Origin of the sequence: Chryseobacterium cupriresistens, from assembly GCF_046614675.1 — a bacterium.
Taxonomy (GTDB): Bacteria; Bacteroidota; Bacteroidia; order Flavobacteriales; family Weeksellaceae; genus Chryseobacterium; species Chryseobacterium cupriresistens.
This window is the reverse complement of the sequence record NZ_JBKKJT010000003.1, coordinates 291312-313068: the sequence shown is the minus strand read 5'-3', so window position 1 is coordinate 313068 and position 21757 is coordinate 291312. Positions and strand designations below refer to the sequence as shown.

The window sequence follows — 21757 nt, the reverse complement described above, 5'->3', positions numbered from 1 at the left end:
TCTCTTAAAATTGAAAGTTAAATCCTAAAGAATACACTTTTGGCATTTGATAATATCCATTGTCAATATTTCCAAATACTTCGGGGTCTATTCCGGAATATTTGGTAATCACAAATACATTTTGCAGCATTGCATATACTCTTACATTACTACCTTTATAGAAGATATCTTTAAAATTATATCCGGCATTGATATTATCTAATCTAAAGAATGAAGCATTCTCTACAAAAAGGTCAGAGAAATATTGAGGACTTGAAAATCTATAATCTGCTGCTGTAGAATATGTATTCTGCAGATAATTATTGGTTGTTAACGATTGAATAGAACTATTGGAAGCAGCATTATTATACACATAATTTCCTAATACAGCTCTTGCACTCAAACCAATATCCCAGTTATTGTGAGAAAACTTGGTATTAAAACCTATAATAGCATCAGGCTGTGTAGACTTATAATAATATCTGTCATTAACATCAATTTTACCATCTCCGTTTCTATCTAAATATACACCATCCAAAGGCTTTCCATTAACATCATAAACTTGTTGGAATACATAAAATGCATTAGGCTGACGCCCTACAGTATGAGCTTGAATTGTATTATTAACACCACCTTCAATTCCTCCTACTAAAATTCTGTACGTATCATCTGCACCATTAATCAGTTTAGTTATTTTTGATTTATAATGTGTAGCATTGAAGGACACTTCCCATGTAGTATTCTCTCTTTTTATTGGGACAAAAGTGATAGCAGCCTCAATACCTTTTGTCTGCATGTTACCTACGTTCAAAAGGTTATGATTACTTAAATCTCCTGCTGCAATAGGGGAATCTACGATCAGGTCTTTTGTATCTTTCTGATAAACATCAATGGAACCTGTGATCCTATTTTTTGCGAAACCAAAATCAATACCTGCATTTTTCGTTGTTGTAATTTCCCAGCCCAGATTCGGATTGTAAATCTCTGGTCTCATCATGAAAAAGAACTGATCTCCAAATTGATATTCAGCTCCGCTAGAACTTAAATTATAAGCAGCATAGGAGGGGTAATTTCGTGGTTTATTGGTATCCAGAGCAGGTAGTTCCTGTTGCCCTGTTTTCCCCCACCCAGCTCTTAATTTTAAAGTATTAATACCTGTATCTTTCAGGAAGTTTTCTTCATTAATTTTCCAGGCAAAGGATACTCCAGGAAAGTTCCCCCAAACGTTGCTTTTTGTACCATTATAAAATCTTGAAGATCCATCTCTTCTGATTGAAGCGGAAAGGATATATTTATTAGCGATTGTAAAGATTCCTCTTCCGTAGAATGACAGAAGCACATTTTTGGTTTCAAAGTCATTGGTAAATGTATTCTGCCCTCTTCCTTTAAGTGTAGTAGAACCGGGAATAATTGTATGAAAGTCCTGGTATGCGTAACCTGCTGTAAGATCAACTGTTGTAGAAATAGAGGTAATTGTTTTTAAATAATTTAAATATGTTTCCAACAATTTATTCTTTTTCTCCATCGTATATTGGTTATAGGTTCCCAAATCAACGATACCTGCTCTATATATAGGACTTACGGTTTTTGCCCCGTTACTCTTAGAATAATCGTATCCTGCATTAACATTTACATGCAGATCAGGCAGAAAGTGTAGTTTATAGTCCAATTGAATATTTCCTAAGCCTCTCCAAACAGAAGATACATCATGTACCCCATTTAAAAGACCTAATGGGTTTGATGTACCATTTACATTCAGTCCGGTAACATTATTATTAGGATCTGTCCATTCATAATATCCTCCATATTTTGAATTCCCTGAATATACGGGCTGAGTTGGATCAAAATAAGTAGCAGCTTTAATAACTCCACCATCCACAAACCTGTTATCCGTAAAAGTACCTTTTGCATTAACATTTACGGCAAGGTGATTATCAAAAAACTTAGGATTTAAATTTAACCCCACAGATGTTCTTCTGAAAGAGTTTGTTTTTACAATACCATTCTGATCATTATATCCAAGTGATAAACGATATGGTAACCATTTAACTCCCCCTGAGAATGCAAGGTTATTATCTGTTCCCCATGCTTTCTGATAAATCTGATTCTGCCAGTTTGTGTTGGCATTGCCAAGCCTTGATGCATTTGTTGCAACAGCAGCATTTGTTTTTGCCAGATCATTTACAAAGGATCTGTATTCATCGGCATTCAGGACATCTACATTGCCCATTTTTGTTGAAACAGATGTAAGTGTTGAAAAATTCACTTTAAATCTACCAGCAGTTCCTTTCTTTGTGGTAATTAAGATTACTCCGTTCGAAGCTCTGTTACCATAAATGGCAGTAGCTGAAGCATCTTTCAGAATATCAAAACTCTCTATATCATTTGGATTAATAAGTGATAGAGGATCTGATGCACCGTTTACCCCTGAAAAATCCTGAGGAACACCATCAATAACAATTAATGGTGAGTTTTCACCATTCAAAGAAGAAGTACCCCTAATTCTGATTTTTGTACCCGAACCCGGCGCTCCACTGTTGTTGGTAATCTGTACCCCCGGCGTTTTACCCTGGATCAGCTGCCCGGCAGAAGTAGCTCCTCCATTGAAGTCTTTAGCCGTAACAGAAGTTATTGAACCGGTAAGGTCAGATTTTTTCTGTTTTCCATATCCGATTAATACAACCTCGTCAATCTTCTTCTCCTGAGGAAGAGAATCTTTTTTCTGCGCGTGCATTACTGTACTGGCCAGTAAAAAAGCGGGCGCGATTTTTAATACTGTTGTAAAATTCTTCACAATCTTATTTTTTTATAGTTTCGTTTTTTTAGTCATGTTCAGGCCTCAAGCCAGACTCGCAATTTAAAAAAAAATTAGAATTATTATAAATTTAATATAATTTTAGTTAAAATTATGTATATTACGAAACCGATTTTAGTTAGTTTTTTAGGATACAATATTTTACAACGTCTTATGCATTACATAACATTTGTTTTAATTTAAGAAAATGTTAAACAATTGTTTAACTTAATTTGGTGTTCGGCCCTTAAAATTTGTATTCTGCAGCATAATAACACCACCAATAGCGGTATTCAACAGATATTCCTTATCTTTGCAGTCAAAACTTTACTATAAATGTCAAACAGAAAGATGATTACGGCAGCTTTGCCTTACGCAAACGGGCCGGTTCATATAGGACATTTGGCAGGTGTTTATATTCCTGCGGATGTTTACGCAAGATTTCAGAGAAGATTAGGAAAAGATGTAGCGTTTATCTGTGGTTCAGATGAGCACGGGATTCCTATCACCATAAGAGCTAAAAAAGAAGGAGTAACTCCTCAGGATATCGTGGACAAATATCACGAAATCATCAAAAAGTCTTTTTCTGATCTGGGAATTTCATTTGATGAATATTCCCGAACAACATCTAAGAAGCATTATGAAACCAGCCAGGATTTCTTCAAGGTTTTATACGAGAAAGGAAAATTCACGGAAGAAGTTTCTGAGCAGTATTTTGATGAGCAGGCAGGAGAATTCCTTGCTGACCGTTATATTGTAGGAACTTGCCCTAATTGTGGTAACGAAAACGCTTACGGAGACCAGTGTGAGAAATGTGGCTCTACCCTTTCTCCTTCTGAGCTGATCAATCCGAAATCAATGCTTAGCGGAAATGTTCCTATCCTTAAAGAAACAAAAAACTGGTATCTTCCATTAAATGAATACGAAGACTTTTTAAATGAGTGGATCATTGAAGGTCATAAAGACGATTGGAAGCCTAACGTATACGGACAGGTTAAATCTTGGTTAAATGACGGTCTTAAGCCTCGTGCCATGACCAGAGACCTGAACTGGGGAGTTCCGGTTCCACTTCCAAATGCGGAAGGAAAAGTATTGTACGTATGGTTTGATGCTCCTATCGGGTATATCTCTTTCACCAAAGAATGGGCAGAGAAAAACGGAAAAGACTGGAAAGACTACTGGCAGAGTCCAGAAAGTGACCTTGTACACTTTATCGGGAAGGATAATATTGTATTCCACTGTATTATTTTCCCTTCGATGATGAAAGCACACGGAGATTATATTATGCCGGCTAATGTTCCTGCTTTTGAATTCCTGAACCTTGAGAATGATAAGATCTCAACGTCAAGAAACTGGGCGGTATGGGCTCACGAATACGTAGAAGATTTCCCAGGACAGCAGGATGTTTTAAGATATGCGCTTCTTTCATCGGCTCCGGAAACAAAGGATAATAACTTTACATGGAAAGATTTCCAGACGAAGAATAATTCTGAATTGGTAGGGATCTTCGGAAACTTTATCAATAGAGTTGCAGTTCTTATTCATAAATATTATGACGGTGTGGTTCCGCAAGGCGATGTAAACAGCCCTGAACTGCAGGAAATAAGTAAATCTGCAAAAGAAATTTCAGGATTCCTTGAAAATTACGAGTTCAGAAATTCATTAACAGCCTTAATGAACCTTGCCCGTTTTGGAAACCAGTATCTTCAGACGGAAGAACCTTGGAAAACTATTAAAGATAACCCGGAAAAAGCGGCTCAATCTTTATTCGTTGGAGCTCAAATAGCTGTTGCTCTGGCTCAGTTATGCGAACCTTTCATGCCTTTCAGCTCTGAAAAGCTATTGAACATGTTCAATGTTGAGAAGAAAGACTGGAACTCTATTGAAAACCAATCAGTATTGATTGAAACAGGGCACAAAATCAACGAATCTTCCCTTCTTTTCTCAAAAATTGAAGACGATGTCATCGAGGCTCAGATCCAAAAACTGGAAAACACAAAACAAAACAATAAAAAAACAAACCCTAACGCAAACCCTATGAAAGAAGAGATCACGTTTGATGACTTTACTAAAATAGACCTTAGAACAGCAACCATTTTAGAAGCTGAAAAAGTAGAAAAAGCAGATAAATTACTAAAACTTACTGTAGATACAGGAGTAGATGTAAGAACTGTTGTTTCAGGGATTGCAGAAAGTTTCACTCCTGAAGAATTAATCGGGAAGCAGGTTATGATCCTTCTGAACCTTGCGCCAAGAAAAATCAGAGGAATTGAATCTCAGGGAATGTTATTATTAACAACAAAACCAGACGGAAAATTATCTTTCGTAACACCGGACGACAGCAATGTTGAAAACGGTATTGAAATCGGATAATGACCATCTTTATAAGATCACAGGCTGTTTCTCCGGAAGCAGCCTTTCTTTTATCTACAGCTTATGGTTAACAAAAATGTTTTAAGAAAGCTTTCCAATCTGGAATTAGAAGGATATTTAAAAGAAGGCAACCGCTTTGTTCCGGAGGCTGTTCAGACCGCTTTTGAAATTCTGGAAGAAAGAGGACGGGTTTTCAGTGAAATGAAAAAAACAGCCGTTCAGCAATTGATTCAGCATAAAAAAGAAGAAGAGGAAGCAAAACATGCAGAAGAAGTAGAGGTCTGGAAAGATCATATTACTGAAGATCCGGATGCTATCAGGCTTTATTCACGAATGACTATTTTTGTCAGCAGTATTCTTTTCAGTACAATTCCCGGAGCTATTCTACTCGCGTTTAATTTAATCAAACTCAAAAAATACTTTCCTGCGTTTCTTACGGTGGTATTTGGCTTCCTTTTTTTAATATTTCAGAAGTACGTTCTGGTTTCTCATTTTAATTTTGGTACAACTTCCCGATACAGTCCCGAAATTGGGGTCATTGCAGCAGGAGCTTTGGGTTTACTTGTCATCAGCGTTTTAGTAACTCCTCAAAAACTCCCTTACCGTGCAAAATCCTATGTATTTCCGGTAATTTTATGTGCTGTAACTGTTGTTATGATGTATTTCTATTTCCCGGAATGGTTTTCTTTTTATCCGCTGGCAACGGTTATCAATATATTCAGACAATAATTAAGAAGCTGATTCCCGCTATCCACTTTTACTCCTCGCTCCCGGCCGTCACCCTGAGCGTAGTCGAAGGGCCTGTTCTTTGCTGCGGGGTAACCGTTTCTATCGGGGCTAGGATAAGTACAAAAAGTCATCCCGGTGTACAGAATGACAATGTATGAATTCATGAGATTGCTTCGCTTTCAGCTCGCAATGACTTGTATAAAAATTATTTTTTGGTCAGTTTTGCCAGGTAAGAATCTTCATCTTTCAATACTCTTTCTATTTTGAAACCATTATTTATGGCAGCATTTTTCAAGGTATTAAAATCAAGATACAGCCAGGTAATCGGTTCCTCAGATTCTCCTTTATAATGAACCACATAATCCAGCTCGCCATAATATCCGCCTGCAGGAATGTACACTCCGCCATCTTTATCACGATCGAACATATAAAGAATATCCGTACTATCAATTAAAACCTGTCCGCCATCATTCAGTAATGTATGCAGTTTCTGAAGATAGGTATCTATTTTTGCCAGGCTTTCAAAAACTCCGGTACCGTTCATCAGCAATAAAATAGTATCAAAAGTTTCTCCGGAGAAATCAAGCATATTCTCACAAACTGCTTTTTTAATGCCTCTCAGCTTGCAAACTTCAACAGATTTGGGTGAAATATCCAATGCGGTAACCTCAAGATTTCTTTCATTCTGAAGGTATAAAGAATGAGAACCTGCACCCGCCCCGATATCCAGAACTTTTCCGTTGGATAACTGCAGCGCTTTCTGCTCAATATCATTCATTTCTTCAAAATCTCTGAATAAATAATCCACTGGAAGTTCATCCAACTCAGAAATTGACGTTTCAGTCTGCAGATCCTCCGGATTTTCATTGTGATAATAATCCCAGATCGCTCTTCCCATTAAATCTTTCATAGTGCAAAGATAATAGTTCAATGTTCAATGTTCAAAGTTTTTGGTTGAATGTTGCGGGTTTGCGAGATACGAGTTACGAGTTTCGAGGTACAAAATTCGGTGTAATTACAACTTTAAACCTTAAACCTTAAACCTTAAACCTTAAACCTTGAACTTTAAATCCTTGCCTTCTACTCCATCGATTCCTTCTCCTTATGTCTGTCAGCCTGAGATTCGTTTTCTGCTACACCTGCCTTCCAGTAAGAATAGGCGTACAATTCCTGTGAAGTCCAGTTTTTCTCTTTTCTCAGATAAGTTCGGATTTCTTTTACACTTGAAAACTCACAGGCAACGTAACCGAATTTTGAAGTTTCAGGGATCTCAATACTTTTTACCGCATGGGTAATTTCACTGCTGATCTGAGGCTGCGCATTGTGCAGCCACTTAAAATCAATCTGTGCTTTAGTTTCAAGCAGCTGTTCGTCTTCTTTTCCATGAACTTCAATAATACAGGTTCCTTTTGCTGTTTCGGGAAGTGTTTCCAGAATAGCGCTGATCACCGGAATGGCCGTAGCATCACCGGCCAGCAGGTACCAATCTGCTGCAGGGTACAGCTCTTTACCTTCCATGCGCATCATCACTCCCAGTTTGGAGCCTGCTTCAGCTTCTCTTATCCATCTGGAAGCCGGTCCGCCGTCTCCATGATCTACAAAATCGATGATCAGTTCATTTTTTTCCAGATCAATTCCTCTGTGGGTATAAGTTCTGATTGCAGGAGCCACTTCTTTAGGTGGATACACCCATTGATGATTTTCATCCAGTGTGGGAAAATGAACCTCATTCAGTCCGGCCGGAGGAACTGCGATCTTATTATTATCTCCCACCATGGTATTTTGGAACAAATAAACTTCCGGCGAGTAGAGATACACTCTGATAAAATGGTCAGTAATGTATTCTTTTCTGGTGACTTCGGCAACGATCTGCCCTGTTGAAATTTTAGCCATAACTGATTTTTTTAAATTAAAATCCGGTTTCCGATTGATTCAGAAACCGGATTTGAAATATAATATGTTTTCAGATCAGGGTATTTTAAATCCCGATCATTTTTTTAAAATTCAAAAGTGTAAGAAAGGTTGAATGTTCTTCCTCTTCCTTTATAATTAAACAATTCCGGAAGTCCGTAAGTAGAATACAATACTTGGGAACGCTTGCTCCAAATTGTCTGATAATCTGTATTGAACAGATTCTGGATTCCTAAGTTGAATTTTCCAAAATGAAATTTGTATCCTATCATCAGATCTGATGTATTATAGCCTTCCACTACATTATTAAGCTCGTCTTTCTGCTTGAAATTCTGTAACGACTGGAATCTGAATGACCAGTTCTTAATATTATACCCGATATACGTCACAAATTTGGAAGGGGAAGCATTGTAAATTTCCTGCTTCTGCCATTCTCCTTCCTTGTCTACCTCAGATTTGATCAAAAGTCCGCTGGCACCGAAATACACTCCATTGCTTAAAGAATAGGAAACCTCAGCTTCAATTCCCATGTTTCTTAATTTCAAATCATTCACAAGAATCTGGAACGTCTTTTTATCTACAGCAACGGTTTTGTCTGAATTACTCAAAAATCCGGCAATCTGCGCTCTTAAACCTCCTCTGTTCACACGGTATCCTACTTCAAACTGATTGGTTTTGATAGCCTGAAGCGGTTGTTCTTTCACATTGATACTGGATACTACATCCCAGTTTGTTCCTACCAATTTGTACTGTCCTATTCCATAAAATTTGGCAGGATCTGCTAAGCTTGCTCCCTGGGAAAATGTTCCCCAAACCTGATGCTGCTCATTGAATTTATATAATAAACCTGCATTAGCTAAAGTCACATTATAAGAACTTTCACCTCCGGGAATTGCCGATGCTGAATTTCCATACCCCATAGCAATCTGTGTCTGCTGCTCTGAGCCTACAAAATCATCCATTTTTACGTTGATATGCTGATAGCGGATTCCGGCATTCAGTTGTAATTTGGGAAGAATATTGTATTTTGCCTGAACATATCCTGCATAACTCTGTGAATGATTGGTTGGATATCTGCCAAGGCTGTATTTTGTTTCATTGATTAAACCTCCACTGGACATTGTTTTGGCCATATCATAAACAGACTGTGTTCCTTCAAATTTTTCAAAATCGAAATCTGCTCCGTAAGTAACATTTAAGCCTCTCCATGATTTTGACAACAAAGCTTTAATCCCGGAATAATAAGTATCTTGCTGAGAAGAAGACATATAAGGTATTTTTCCCGTCTTTAAGGTAACATTTCCCGGGAATGGATAGAATCCTAATTTTTCACCTCGGGTAGCCAATTGCACATATAAATCCTGGCCGCCTAAAATTCCGTTTCCGTTATACGCTACGGTTGCCATATAACGTTCCGTTCCTACATTTTTATCGGATGAGAAACCATCTCTCATTTCCAGCAATGAAGCATTTTTTGTAGTAAATGCACTTAAATTTTCACCTAGAAATAAGCTTCTGTCTCCATTAAATTTAGAATTGTAATACTGAACAGAGGCTGTTATTTTATGTTTATTGTTAAACTGATATCCTCCGGTAGCCAGGATATCAATAGACTGATTATACTGAAGGTCAGTCTGGGTAATATCGGTAAAAAGCTGTTTCTGATCTGCTCCATACACTCCACCATTCTGCTGATAAGCTACTCCCAGTCTTCCGAAAAACTTATCTCCTTTAGCCGCAATAGACTGAGCAGCACGGAAGTCATGGTCATCTTTTCCCATAAATCCTGTACGTACACCCAGTTCAGTTTCACCGCTGATTCCTTTTTTGGAAGGTGTTTTTGTAATGATATTGATAATACCACCGGTAGCATTACCTCCATAAATTGAACTTGCTCCTGAAAGCACTTCAATTCTTTCGATATTAAAAGGATCAATAGCATCCAGCTGACGGCTGATCGCACGGATACTGTTCAGAGAAACGCCGTCTATCATCACCAGGGCAGAACGTCCTCTCATATTCTGACCATAATTGGTTCTTCCCTGCGGACCAATATCCATGGAAGGTATCAGAATTGATAACATTTCTTTGATCGGAACTCCGCTTTTGGCCTGTTCCTGAATCTTTTCTTTCTGTACTACCCAGACCGTTCCCGGAACTTCAGAGATTTTTGTAGGTTTTCTGGAGGCTACGATTACCACATCTTCAATACCTTTGGAGGCAATAGAATCTTTTACGGTCTGGGAAAGCATTAGTCCCGAAACTAAAAGACCTATGAATGCATACTGCTTTTTCATTCTTTCTACTCAACGTTTTATAATCTTGCAAAGATAATTCTTATTTAGAAAGAATAAAAATAACCAAACATGAAATTTTCCCTTATTTTATGATAGTAAACCTCTTTTACAGAAAAGTTTTCTAAATCCGGATATATATACACCATTAAGAATGGATTTAAGGAATAAAGTATAGTTAAGATAAATCATTCTGATTTTTAAGCTTAAGGCGAAGCTCATCTTAATACTCTAAACACCTTACTATAATCTTAATATTTCAAAAAAGTTTAAAATTTGATATCTTCTTCTTAAAACGTAAAATCCCAGCCCAACTAAGGACCAGGATTTTACTGGTAAAAACAAGGTTTCTTTTTATACTGCAGGACCTGCAGCATCTTTTATTTCTTCTAATAATTTTTTTCTTTCGCGAAGTCTTCTTCTCGCAATGACCGATTTACCGCCAAGAACTCTTACAAATCTGAAATACTGGAATCGTTTTGCTCCGAAATGATGAGTCGCAACATAAATCAGCACTCCCAGTCCCACCAGAATAATATATCCGAATATCTTCTTGGTGGCTATGATAATGGCATTAAGCTGAATGGCTTTCATATTGGCTGCTACATTCTGAGGAGTCACCGTCATTCCATCCATATAAACAGCAAGATCTCCTATTGCCGTAACCTGAAAACGGTATTGAAACCAGGAATATAAAGTTGAAAAAATTCCTACGGCGAGGAAGGTTCTCCAAACCAATACAAGCCCGATGGCCGCCAGCATTTCATCCATTTCAAGCTTATCCAGTGTATAAAACCATACGGAGATAAACAATGAACACATTCCGTAGCCTTTTAAAAACATAGGCAGATACCAGTTGTCATAACTGAACTCCAGCACCATGGAAAAATACATAATAATAGCATATCCAACCATAGCGGCAAAACCGGAAAAAATATACATTTTCAATGGCTTTTCTTTTTTGAACCAGAAAATAGCAAGAGCTCCGGCTAAGATAATTCCGGGAATCATCAGTAGACTCAGCCTGGTATTGGTCAATTGATCATATCCCAAAACTCCTACCGCAAACGTATTCTGAATAGAAGCTGTTCCCAGAAACATTCCCAGCCAGAAAAGCATGAACAAACCGTGCTGCACATTATTTTTTGTGAAAATTTTAAACGAAAGGTAGGGGCGTTTTAAAGTCAACTGACGGATAGAAAGTAGTGCAAAACTGACAAAAGCTGCAATACTTCCATAGATGATGTTCCTGGAGTTGAACCAGTCCTGCTGTCTTCCAAATGAATACACATAAGCCGAAAACATGAATGTTGAAATGAAAAGCAAAATACTCAGCCAGTCAATATAGTGCAGCGGTACTTTTAATGCAAAATATTTGTCATGCATAAAAATCCAGTGTATCAATGCTAAAATAAAGCATAAAACAGCTGTAAGCAGGTAGAACTGCTGCCAGTTGTAAAGAAGGGCAAACTCAGCAGCATAATAGGTTGCCACCTGGTTCATTACAAGAACGAAGGTATAGAAAGCTCCGTAAAATACTCCACGATTTCCGATCATAACCATTAATGGCAGAAACAGTTCTATGGTAACCATCATTTTCATAAAGCCAATCATTAAAGAAGTAAAAATAAAAATCATTGGCTGTAAAGTAGTCCCGTTCACGTAGCTCAGCAACCCTAAAAGCACCAGAAGCAACACCATCTTGTCCCTTACTTTGAATCTCATTTTGATTCTCAGAACAACAGGCATGCAAGCTCCCATCCCAATGGTAGTGGCGTAATTGGCCCACATAAAATATTCTGTCATGGCGCCGGTACCGCTTACCAGAGAACTGATATTTCCTGTATACACCCCGCCGATGGGCATTACCACAGCAAGCAGTAATACAATCAGCAGCAGCTGTACGGGTTTCGGTACCCAATCGCTATATAATCCTTTGTTGTACATGATTTTTTAGGGAATAGATTTCAGATATCAGATGGCAGACTTTCAACATTCAGCGTTAGCTTTCCATACGCATAATACCCGGCATCTGATATCTTTCATCTTTTAGTCTTTATTAATATTCACATTCATATTCATTCCGGCGCTCAGCTTATCCAGATCTTCTTTTTTGTTAGAAGCTGTAAACTCAATTCTTACAGGGATTCTCTGTTGTACTTTGATAAAGTTTCCGGTAGAATTGTCTGTAGGCACGCTTGAGTATCTTGATCCGGTAGCCGCTGAAACAGCAGTCACAATTCCTTCGAATTGTTTCCCTCCTAAAGCATCCGCTGTCATAGAAATTTTTTCTCCTACTTTGATATTCGGCATCTGGCTTTCCAGGAAATTGGCAGTTACCCACTTCTGGCCGTTCAGAACGATTGTCGCAACCTGCTGTCCTGGTTGGATGAGCTGGCCTTCAGAAATAGTTCTTCTTCCCATTACTCCATCATAAGGCGCTGTAATCACAGTGTACGAAAGATTGATCCTCGCCATATCCAAAGCAGATTTTGTTCTTTTAATTTCAGCATCATTGATTCCCAATCTGCTTTTTACTTCAGTTGTAGAAAGGTTTGCAGATTGCTTTTGATTGACTAAGGTTTCATAAGCAGCCTTCTGAGCATCATATTCTGTCTTCACCTGATCATATTGTTGTCTCGTAACGGCTTCGGCTGCCAAAAGATTTTTATATCGGTTTAAATTCTGTTCGGCATTCCACAATCTTGCTTTTGCTCCTGCAATATTGGACTGCATCACATTGATATTGTTGGAAACTGTGTTTACAGAAGAGCTGGTCGCTGTTTTTTGAGCCATAGCATTCTGATAGGCGGCTTCAGCCTGTCCCAGTTGCGTAAGGATTTCACGGTCGTCAAGAATGACCAAAGTATCGCCTTTTTTTACACGCTGATGTTCAATAAATTTAATTTCTTTGATATAGGCAGAAACTCTGGTATTGATAGGATTGATAAATTCTTCTACCTGTGCTGCTTCCGTATAGGTTTTACTTCCGATATGAAAGTATTCTCGTATTAACCAGAATAATCCGAAACCGATCACCAGAAAAACGATGATATTGGATATAATGGCTCTGATTTTATTGGTTTTATTTTTCTTTTTTTTATGCTCTGCAGCAGATGTTGCTGGAGTAGGTGTTGTATTTTGAGTAGTTTGTCCCTTGTTTTCCATTGTGTTGATTTTCAGTTTTAAATTAAAGTGTTCCTGTAGATTTCAAAAGGTTGTAATACTGATATAAAACATTGATTTCAGCATTGGCGTAATCAAGCTCTGCCTGCAGTTTCTGGTTCTGTGCATCAATCATTTCCGCCTGCACGGCCAGCTGATTCAGATATTTGGCTTCCGTAATCTTGTAGTTTTCTTCCGCCAGTCTTTTGGAATCATTCAGAATATCTGCCTGCTGAATCGCTTCCTGATATTTGGTATAGGCAGCATTCACTGCCATATCTACATTCTGCTGCACCAGAGTCATGGCATCATTTGCCTGATTCTTTTGCAGTTCTCCTAATTTTACTTTTTCTTTTGTTTTATAGAGAGTATCAATGTTGTAACTCAGAGAAACCCCAGTCTGCCAGCCCCCTGAGTACATATCCAAAACAGGATTTCTCGTCGTGATCGGTCTTTGCAGCGTATATCCGCCAAATCCGGCCAGCGTAGGTGAATTGTCTGTTTTGATGATTTCAATATTCTTATCTGCTACCGCAATGTTTTTTTGAGCAGATTTCAACAAAGGATTGCTTTCGTGTGCAAGATCTGTGTAGTAATCCATACCTATTCCTGCTTCTTTAGTCTCCAGACTTTCAGTAGGCACAATCTCCGTGTCAGAAGATAATCCTAAGGCAATATTCAGATTATAATTAAGGATTTTTTTATTGTTGGTAAGGGTAAGAATCCCCTGATCCAGGTTTTTGATGGCCAATTCTCCACGAATCACTTCGTTTCGGGTTACCATTCCCTGCTGATAGAACTTCTGGATATTTTTCAGACGTTCCAGAGCCAGTTTTTTGTTATTCTGAAATACTTCTTCCTGATTGATGATTTTATAGACATCCAGATAATTGGAAATCACTAAAAATTTCACATCCTGTTTATTTTTCTCTAAATCCAGTTCCGAAAGCTGTTCGCGAAGCCCAGCCATTTCAATAGATTTATTCACCAATCCTCCTTTGAAGATCAGCTGTGTTGCCTGTACCGCATACGAACTTCCGTAATGTGGCATCGGAACGTTTGTAGAATTTGAAAAATCTTTATCAATGGCTACTGCATCTCCTAAATAGAACTGGCTTGTAGAAGCTGTAATTGTAGGAAGTTTCTGAAGCTTAACCACATTGGTGTTCTGCTTTGCAATATCAATATTCTGTGCGGAGACTTTGAGCTGCTGGTGATTCTGAACAGCGAGTTCCGCCACCTCACCTGCGGTCATCTGTTTGATCTGTTGTGAAAAAAACAGCGCAGGAAAAGCTGCTATCAATACTGATAGTGCTGTTTTTATTTTCTTTGTCATTTTACCTTGTTTTACAGATGCAAAGTTAGGTCAGCAACAAAATCAATCAAATGTTTGATTTTTGGAAAAAGATGTTCAAATGTAAGATTTTAATTTTCGAACTGATGTCTGTACTGTCTAGGGCTTACCTCAAGATGCTTCTTAAAAAAATGAGAAAATGAGTATTGATCGCTGAATCCGAGAATTGAGGAAATCTCCGAAACCGGTTTATTGGAAGAGTTTAAGAGCACTTTCGCTTCATTAATAACAATTAAAGCAATGATCTGACTTGCAGATTTTCCCGTAATGGTCTTTACTACAGAAGAAAGATGTCTGGTTGTAATTGACTGCCGTTCGGCATAGAATTCAACGGTTCTTTCAGTAAGATGATGCTCTGCAAGATCGGTAAGAAAGACAAATACAATTTCTTCCTGTCTGGACATCTGGTTCATAGAGCTGTTATCCTCCTTGGAAATAATTCCTGCCATCTGATAGCAGAAAACAGAAAAAAGGTGCTCTACCATTTCCTTCTTATAAAGCATTTCGGTATCAGAATCCAGGATATATTTCAGGAAATTGACGCTTTTCCAAACGACTTCCATTTCGTCTTCAGGAAAAGGAACTCCTTTATTCATCTGCTGTCTGAAATATCGGTAAGTAATCAGACGATTAAATTTTAATGATAAGGCAGAAATAAATTCTCTTTTATAAGAAACCATCCTCGACTGAAAGTCAGCCGTTACTCCTACCACTTCATAAATAGTTTGGGGATCGGTTACCATAAACATGTTGGCAGAAACCTCCAGATCACTGAAGTGCTGGCGAAGTTTTATAGTTCCTGATTTAATAAATATAAATGCAGGATTTTCGGGACGAAACGGTTTACCTACAGCTATTCGCTCGAAAATATTCCGTTCCGTAAAAATATCGACGCCAAATTTTTCCAGGGCAGACATAAGACAAATGTAAGCAATCTTACCAGTGATTACAAAATTTTATTATTTTAGCAGGAATCCAATTTCCCTTTAGTATGAGAAAGGTTGATCTATTATTTGCAGAATACAGTAAAAGCCATAGAAACCCGACCAACAAGTTCATTCACTGGATTTGTGTACCTTTAATTTTCTGGACGATTCTGGGGTTCGCCTCCCTGATTCCTTCCCCTCATTTCTGCGCTTCCTATTTCGGATGTGCCAGTATCGTAAGCCTTATTGTGATTATTCTGATCACCCTTTTCTATATAAGGCTGTCTTTATTGATCGCTGTTATCATGATCGTGGTCATGCTCATGATGGAACATTTCATCTATCTGGCCAATATCAGTTTCGGAAGACAATCATGGATGGTTTACCTTTCTGTGTTTATCATCACATGGATTTTTCAGTTTATTGGGCATAAAATTGAAGGAAAAAAGCCTACTTTCCTTAAAGATCTCCAGTTTCTTCTGATAGGACCCATATGGCTTTTAGGCTTTGTTCTTAAAAAGACAGGAATCAGATATTAATCTTCCAGCGCATATACCGCAAAACTGGCCAGCCAGTGATCCCCGCCATAATTTCCCTGAAAAAGTAATGGTAATCCATTATTGAGAAATACATCAGCTGTTTTCTTAAAATCTTTTTTCAGGGGATGATTAGCGGGAAGTGCATTTGAGATTCCTTTCATACACCATGCTTTAGAAAAAGATAGCCCTACAAGATGAACGGTTTGGTAATCGCTCAGATCACTTACTACAGGAATTTTTTCAACATTTTCAAGACTTCTCTTTTCGTAGAAAGCATTCAGCCACTGTACAAATTCTTTTTGAGGAAGCACTCTTCGCATCAGGTCTGCAATTTCAAGACTTGGCGAAAAGAAATCGGATCCGTCCGGTTCCAGATAAGCAGGTGTTTTCAGTTCTTTCAAGAAAAAGTATTTTGCCTTTTCCGTCAACTGGCTTTCAAACTCCTTATCTTTATTGGCTCTGGCCCAATCGATGGCAAAAGACATGGCAAATGCCGTGTTAGGATGAACTCCGGTTCTGTTAGGATATGTTTGCTTTGGAAGATAAGTTTTCCATGATTTCAGGATCTGATCTGTCAGCGGTTTCAGATTTTGGTGCCATATTTTAGCTTTCGGATGATCCCAGGTTGTGAGTTCTTCATCTAGTTTTAAGATCCACGCCCAGCCATAGGTTCTTTCAAAAGTTCCTGTCAGCTGATATTTTGTAAAGTAATCTGCTTCTGTCTGAAGTTTTTCTTTTTGAAATGATTCATCCAGAATTTTTTCAATCTCTTTGGCATTGGAGAGATTGGGTTTCGTTTTCAAAAGTCTGGTCAGCATCCAATGACCGTGAACAGAGCTATGCCAGTCGAAACATCCATAAAAACTAGGGTGAAGATCTTTTGGAGTCAAAGGAACTTCGCCTGCGTTATTGATGATATGGGCAGTTTTATTAGGATATTCCTGCTTGATACAGTGAAGAGGCTTGTCGGATAATTTCATTGCCATTTCGTCTGTAAGTTTCGGAGCTTCCTGGGCATACATCAGAAATGGAGAAAACGCTAATGCTAAAAGACTTTTTTTCATGAATTAAAAATAGAAATTATTTACCAGTCTCAGCAATTTTCAGATTGGTTTTACAGCGAATTATTTTTAAATTTTAATCAATCTTACCTTATAATCATTTTTGAGCACACTTTTTGATCATACCCATAAAAAACTAATTAACCCATGAAAAAAATTATTTTCCTGTTATCAGGTCTTATTCTAATCAACTGCAGCAAATCAGGCGGCGAAAAACACGAAGCGAAAGCCGACATGATGGAAGTTATAACCGAGGATAAAGCGCCTTCTTCCGCAGCTTCATATTCACCAATTTCTGTTTCCGAAAAGCTGGTATCTGATGAAAATGGAACCAACAAAGATGTTCACCCCTCAAAGAAAACAGATACAATCTCCAAAAAAATCATCAAAAACGGAGATATGAAGATTCAGGTGGGTGATATTAAAAAAACACAGAGCCAGGTTAATGAAATCATTAGAAAAAACAATGCTTATATCCAGAAAGAAGAATTTCAAAATACGGATATGGATGATAACCTTAGTCTGATTATCCGTGTACCTCATAAAAATTTTGATGCTCTGATCAATTCTTTTTCAGATGGCGTAGGAACTGTTTTATCTAAAAATATTTCATCCAATGATGTCACAGAGGAATATACCGATGTAGCGATAAAGCTGGCCAATAAAAAGATATATCTGGAAAAATACCGTGATATGCTTAGAAGTGCTGCTACCACAAAAGATATGCTGGAAATTCAGGAAAATATCCGTGAACTGGAAGATGAAATTGATGTAGCCGAAGGCAGACTTCGTTTTATTGATGACCGGGTAAATTACAGTACTCTGAATTTGAATTTATACAAAGAAAAAGTGAGAAGTTCCGCCACTTCAAAAATAGGTTTTGGGAGCCGTTTTGTAGATTCGGTAACGGAAGGCTGGAACAGTTTTGTAAGCTTTATGCTTGGAATCATTTCTCTGTGGCCTTTCTTTTTGCTTATTCCTGTTATTATTTTTATTTGGAGGAAATGGAGATCAAAGAAAAAAGAGTAAAATTAACTTATTAAAAATCCGGGCATCTTCGATGCCCGGATTTTCACTGCATTATCTACAATTTAACTATTAAAATATTCTTTTACTGTTTCAAGTACCTTTTCATCTGCCATTTTCTGTGAGGTTCCCAATGTAATTTTCAAATCTCTGAACTGAGCCGTATCATGAAGGAAGTGCTTAAGTTCCTCTTGTGTTACACCCGGTCCTGTAATATACACTTCCTGAGAATTGGTCAGTAACTTTTCAATTTCTTTAAAAAACTTGTTTCTGTTGGTAATTTCAGCATTATTTCCTGCATTCTCACTGGAGTTCCCGTGCTGTATCTCCGCTTTCACCGGTTTGCAAAGGATAAATTCAGAAACATTTTGTGCATCGTGATTCCTGGCTACAATGGCTTTCTCTGTATCAATCCAGATTCCTGCTAATTTTTTATCAGGCATAATCATATAATTTTAAGTGATAAATACTTAAAAACAAGAATAATGCAATAGTCCTGTTAAGGGCTGTTAAATATTTTTATAATTCTGCAAAAAAAACCATCCACAAAATATGGACGGCTTTTTTGATATTTCAGATCGTTTTTGTTATTTTCTGATGGTTTTAGTAATATTTTTTCCGTCCTTATAAAGGATTTTCACAAAATAGATTCCGGATTGAAGACGGCTGATGTTCATACTGTTTTTATCGGGATTTATAAAAGTCATGATCTGAAGTCCGTGAGGGGTAATGACATCTACCCTGCTTATTTGAGCATAATACGTTTCCGGTGCAAAATTGATCATATGTTCGGATACAATTACTGAAAGATCATTTTCTGTATTGGCAAGAGCTGATGTCTGACAGTTCTGTCCTTCATTGCAGTCGCTTACAATTTTCCAGACAGCATTATTTCCCGGTGTTTCCCCCGGATTTGCGTACCATTTGTTTTCCCAGATTTTGCAGGTATAGAAAACCTTTGTTCCTGTAGTTGAATACGTTTTCGCAGGATTATATTCCTGTGCGCCACAATAAGTAACCGCACCGCCTGATGCGCAGCCTGTCCCTTCAGTACATGTACTTATTTCCTCCCATACCATATTGGTTCCCGGCATTTCTCCCGGATTTGCGTACCATTTGTTTTTCCAGATTTTACAGGAGTAAAAAACTTTCGTTCCGGCTGCAGGATAAGCATTGGCAGCGTTATACTGCTCTGCTCCACAGTAAGCCTGGCCATTTCCTGATGTAATTTTTTTTGTTCTGACTTTTAATTCATTACTTACATCAGAAAGCTGATCGTTCATTGCAACAGATTTTACCGTATAAGTATATTCTGTGTCCTGTGCCAATCCGGTTCGTAAAAAGCTTTTTTGCACAGTCTCTCCTACTTTGATTCCATTCTCAAATACCTGGTAATTCTTGATTCCCTGCGAATGGGTGGAAGCTGTCCACATTAATGAAACAGAGTTTTCAGTAACTGCCATTGAATGCAGGTTGGAGGGTGCTGTTGGCTTTTCAGGAGTGCCCTCACTGTTTGTCTTTACATTGAGTGGCGCACTTTTCGCTGAAGTAAGCCCTGAAGATCCCTTCGCCTGAATTTCATAGGTATATGTCGTATTGGCTGTTAAACCAGTATCCTGGAATGTAGCCGTAGTTACCTGCTGAATGTTTTGTCCGTTGCGGAAAACGTTATAGGATACCGCGTCAGACTGTGCATTCCAGCTTATTTTGGCAGAAGTGCTTGTTATTCCTACCAGTGCTAAGCTTGTTGGGGTGGCAGGTGCAGAAACTCCTGTTCCGGAGGTTACGTTAACATCAATTACATTATAAAATGCATTGGTAGTATCTGCTACATCCCAGACCGCTAAAATAATATGATAGCCGCTACGGTTTGCAGGAACGGTAATCTGATGAGGAACATTATCCTGTGGAGGTGTTCCATTGTGCGCAACTGTACCAATAAGCTCAAGATCCTGACGGGAAAGCGGTTGATTGGGATTCCAGCCTTGCTTTGTCATATAATAATGCCATTTTGCTGTCGCATGATACGCCGAATATTTCCAGATAAAGGCATTCACACCAGTGGAAATATTGGTTTTCTTCCAACGGTCGGCAGTCTGGATATCCAGTGTAGTGTCTCCACCGATGCTTCCATTAGCAGAGGCAATCTTTCCATCTGCAGGACCCGCCGCAGGAAACCCTTTTGGGGCTTCAAGAGATCCAGGTTCATTAATAACAGATCCATAGATACTAAATGCGGCAGAATAACCTAGTGAAGCCTTGTCCAGACTTCCCTGATATCCTCGTGAAGCAGGGCTCATTACATATCCATGGGCTGATACATGAATTAAAGAAGGTACCAGCATGGCCAGCATCAGCAATACCGGAAAAAAAATTTTACGTGTCATCATATTTTAATATTTTGGTGTTGATTGGGCTGAATTGATTGTAAGCAAAACGGAACTTACATCATTTGTAATTCAATAAATACAAGCTAAATTAACTTGCAGCGTTTAAATCAGTTTAATTATGATATGTATAATAAAAAATCAAACTATATAAAACAAGATCATAAATATTATCAATTACATTAAAATTTTAAAATTCATAATGCGTTATATTTAAATATAAAATTATAACATTTTACATTACAAAAATATATAAATGCTATGATATTTATCACTAATTATTGAAATATTTTTAGTTAAAATTATACATCAATAAATGAAAGAACGAAAAAAGAAAACTTATAAATCGTATTTATAATATTCCAACCCATTCTAAATAAAAAAGCAAAGGCCGCGAAATAATCACAGCCTTTTTCTATTTTGTACTCAAAAACTCTCGTACTTATTGTCAACTACAGGAGCAAAGTTTATTTCCCAAGTACGAAGACTGCAGGAATTTTATGAAGTTCCGGCTTTTGTTTCTGCCAGTCTTTTATGGTTTTTGTTTTGATAAATTCATGTTCCGAATCGTTGATATTGGCAGCAATACAAAGCTTTGTATTGGGTGATAAAAACTTGCATAAATCTTCAAAAAGCTGGTTATTTCTGTAAGGAGTTTCCATAAAAATCTGTGAATATCCGGTTTTCTGAACAAAGCTTTCCAGGTTCATGATCTGTTTCTTTTTCTCTCCTTTATCAATAGGAAGATAACCATGGAAGGTGAATTCCTGCCCATTAAAACCACTGGAAATCAAGGCAAGAATAATGGATGAAGGCCCTGAAACAGGAACTACTCTGATATTTTTTTCATGACACCATTTCACAATCAGATTTCCGGGATCTGCAATACATGGCAGTCCTGCTTCTGACAGTAATCCGAAGTCCTGCCCTTTCAGCATGAGCTCCTGAGCCTCCTTAATATCTGCATTTTCTGTGTATTTATCCAATAGAAATAACTTCAGATCAGCCTGTTTTTTTTCGGGAGCGAAAAATTTAACAACTTTTCGAGCTGTCTTCTCATTTTCCACAAAGAAATAGTCCGTCTGCATGATATAATCCTTCAGGACAGGGGAAAAGTGGTTGATAGAAGTATTTTCTGATAAATAAGCAGGGAGTAAAAAAAGCATTGTATTATTTTTTTTGTTCTTTCGTTAAGTGAAGGTTGTGGGAAATATTTTGC

General features: G+C 37.8%; 16 protein-coding genes. 4 read left to right on the top strand and 12 right to left on the bottom strand.

What is annotated here, in order from left to right:
* Window positions 1-4 precede the first annotated feature (4 nt).
* The gene (locus ACLI50_RS10335) at window positions 5-2773 is read right to left on the bottom strand and encodes a SusC/RagA family TonB-linked outer membrane protein (RefSeq protein ID WP_411413699.1); all 2769 of its coding nucleotides are present in this window, start codon (window positions 2771-2773) and stop codon (window positions 5-7) included.
* A gap of 336 nt (window positions 2774-3109) precedes the next feature.
* On the opposite strand from ACLI50_RS10335, the gene metG reads away from it, so the two are divergent.
* Entirely contained in the window at window positions 3110-5146 is a 2037-nt protein-coding gene (gene metG, locus ACLI50_RS10330) for a methionine--tRNA ligase (RefSeq protein ID WP_411413698.1), read from the top strand.
* 63 nt (window positions 5147-5209) lie between these two features.
* The gene (locus ACLI50_RS10325) at window positions 5210-5875 is read left to right on the top strand and encodes a hypothetical protein (protein ID WP_411413697.1); all 666 of its coding nucleotides are present in this window, start codon (window positions 5210-5212) and stop codon (window positions 5873-5875) included.
* A gap of 205 nt (window positions 5876-6080) precedes the next feature.
* Here the strand turns inward: ACLI50_RS10325 and ACLI50_RS10320 are convergent, their stop codons facing one another.
* From ACLI50_RS10320 to ACLI50_RS10290, 7 genes are all read right to left on the bottom strand, one after another.
* Entirely contained in the window at window positions 6081-6785 is a 705-nt protein-coding gene (locus ACLI50_RS10320; protein ID WP_411413696.1) for a class I SAM-dependent methyltransferase, read from the bottom strand.
* Window positions 6786-6955: 170 nt separating this feature from the next.
* Complete coding sequence (locus ACLI50_RS10315) at window positions 6956-7768, bottom strand: siderophore-interacting protein (protein ID WP_411413695.1); 813 nt, start codon at window positions 7766-7768, stop codon at window positions 6956-6958.
* A 104-nt stretch (window positions 7769-7872) separates the two neighbouring features.
* On the bottom strand, window positions 7873-10083 hold the full coding sequence (locus tag ACLI50_RS10310) for a TonB-dependent receptor (protein WP_411413694.1): 2211 nt from the start codon (window positions 10081-10083) through the stop codon (window positions 7873-7875).
* Between the two features lie 351 nt (window positions 10084-10434).
* Window positions 10435-12027: an MFS transporter gene (locus tag ACLI50_RS10305; protein WP_137904201.1), complete on the bottom strand. Its 1593-nt coding sequence runs from the start codon at window positions 12025-12027 to the stop codon at window positions 10435-10437.
* 102 nt (window positions 12028-12129) lie between these two features.
* Window positions 12130-13248, bottom strand: coding sequence for an HlyD family secretion protein (locus ACLI50_RS10300; protein ID WP_137904200.1), 1119 nt, complete (start codon window positions 13246-13248; stop codon window positions 12130-12132).
* A 22-nt stretch (window positions 13249-13270) separates the two neighbouring features.
* On the bottom strand, window positions 13271-14581 hold the full coding sequence (locus ACLI50_RS10295) for a TolC family protein (protein WP_395973049.1): 1311 nt from the start codon (window positions 14579-14581) through the stop codon (window positions 13271-13273).
* 89 nt (window positions 14582-14670) lie between these two features.
* Complete coding sequence (locus ACLI50_RS10290) at window positions 14671-15516, bottom strand: helix-turn-helix domain-containing protein (RefSeq protein WP_110009370.1); 846 nt, start codon at window positions 15514-15516, stop codon at window positions 14671-14673.
* Window positions 15517-15590: 74 nt separating this feature from the next.
* On the opposite strand from ACLI50_RS10290, the gene ACLI50_RS10285 reads away from it, so the two are divergent.
* Window positions 15591-16064 carry an Mpo1 family 2-hydroxy fatty acid dioxygenase gene (locus tag ACLI50_RS10285; RefSeq protein ID WP_137904198.1) on the top strand — a complete coding sequence of 158 codons (474 nt, stop codon included), beginning with the start codon at window positions 15591-15593 and terminating at the stop codon, window positions 16062-16064.
* On the opposite strand, the gene ACLI50_RS10280 is transcribed toward ACLI50_RS10285, so the two are convergent.
* Window positions 16061-17128 carry a DUF2891 domain-containing protein gene (locus ACLI50_RS10280; protein WP_110009372.1) on the bottom strand — a complete coding sequence of 356 codons (1068 nt, stop codon included), beginning with the start codon at window positions 17126-17128 and terminating at the stop codon, window positions 16061-16063. The two genes, ACLI50_RS10285 and ACLI50_RS10280, sit on opposite strands and share 4 nt — an antisense overlap.
* A 144-nt stretch (window positions 17129-17272) precedes the next feature.
* On the opposite strand from ACLI50_RS10280, the gene ACLI50_RS10275 reads away from it, so the two are divergent.
* The gene (locus tag ACLI50_RS10275) at window positions 17273-18154 is read left to right on the top strand and encodes a DUF4349 domain-containing protein (protein ID WP_395973044.1); all 882 of its coding nucleotides are present in this window, start codon (window positions 17273-17275) and stop codon (window positions 18152-18154) included.
* A gap of 62 nt (window positions 18155-18216) precedes the next feature.
* On the opposite strand, the gene ACLI50_RS10270 is transcribed toward ACLI50_RS10275, so the two are convergent.
* The 3 genes from ACLI50_RS10270 to ACLI50_RS10260 form a co-directional block, all read right to left on the bottom strand.
* A complete protein-coding gene (locus ACLI50_RS10270; protein ID WP_202843989.1) occupies window positions 18217-18594 on the bottom strand; it encodes a hypothetical protein in 378 nt (125 codons plus the stop codon).
* Window positions 18595-18738: 144 nt separating this feature from the next.
* Window positions 18739-20541 carry a lytic polysaccharide monooxygenase gene (locus ACLI50_RS10265; protein WP_411413693.1) on the bottom strand — a complete coding sequence of 601 codons (1803 nt, stop codon included), beginning with the start codon at window positions 20539-20541 and terminating at the stop codon, window positions 18739-18741.
* Between the two features lie 464 nt (window positions 20542-21005).
* Window positions 21006-21704 (bottom strand): SAM-dependent methyltransferase, encoded by a 699-nt coding sequence (locus ACLI50_RS10260; protein ID WP_411413692.1) that lies wholly within the window; start codon window positions 21702-21704, stop codon window positions 21006-21008.
* Window positions 21705-21757 lie beyond the last annotated feature (53 nt).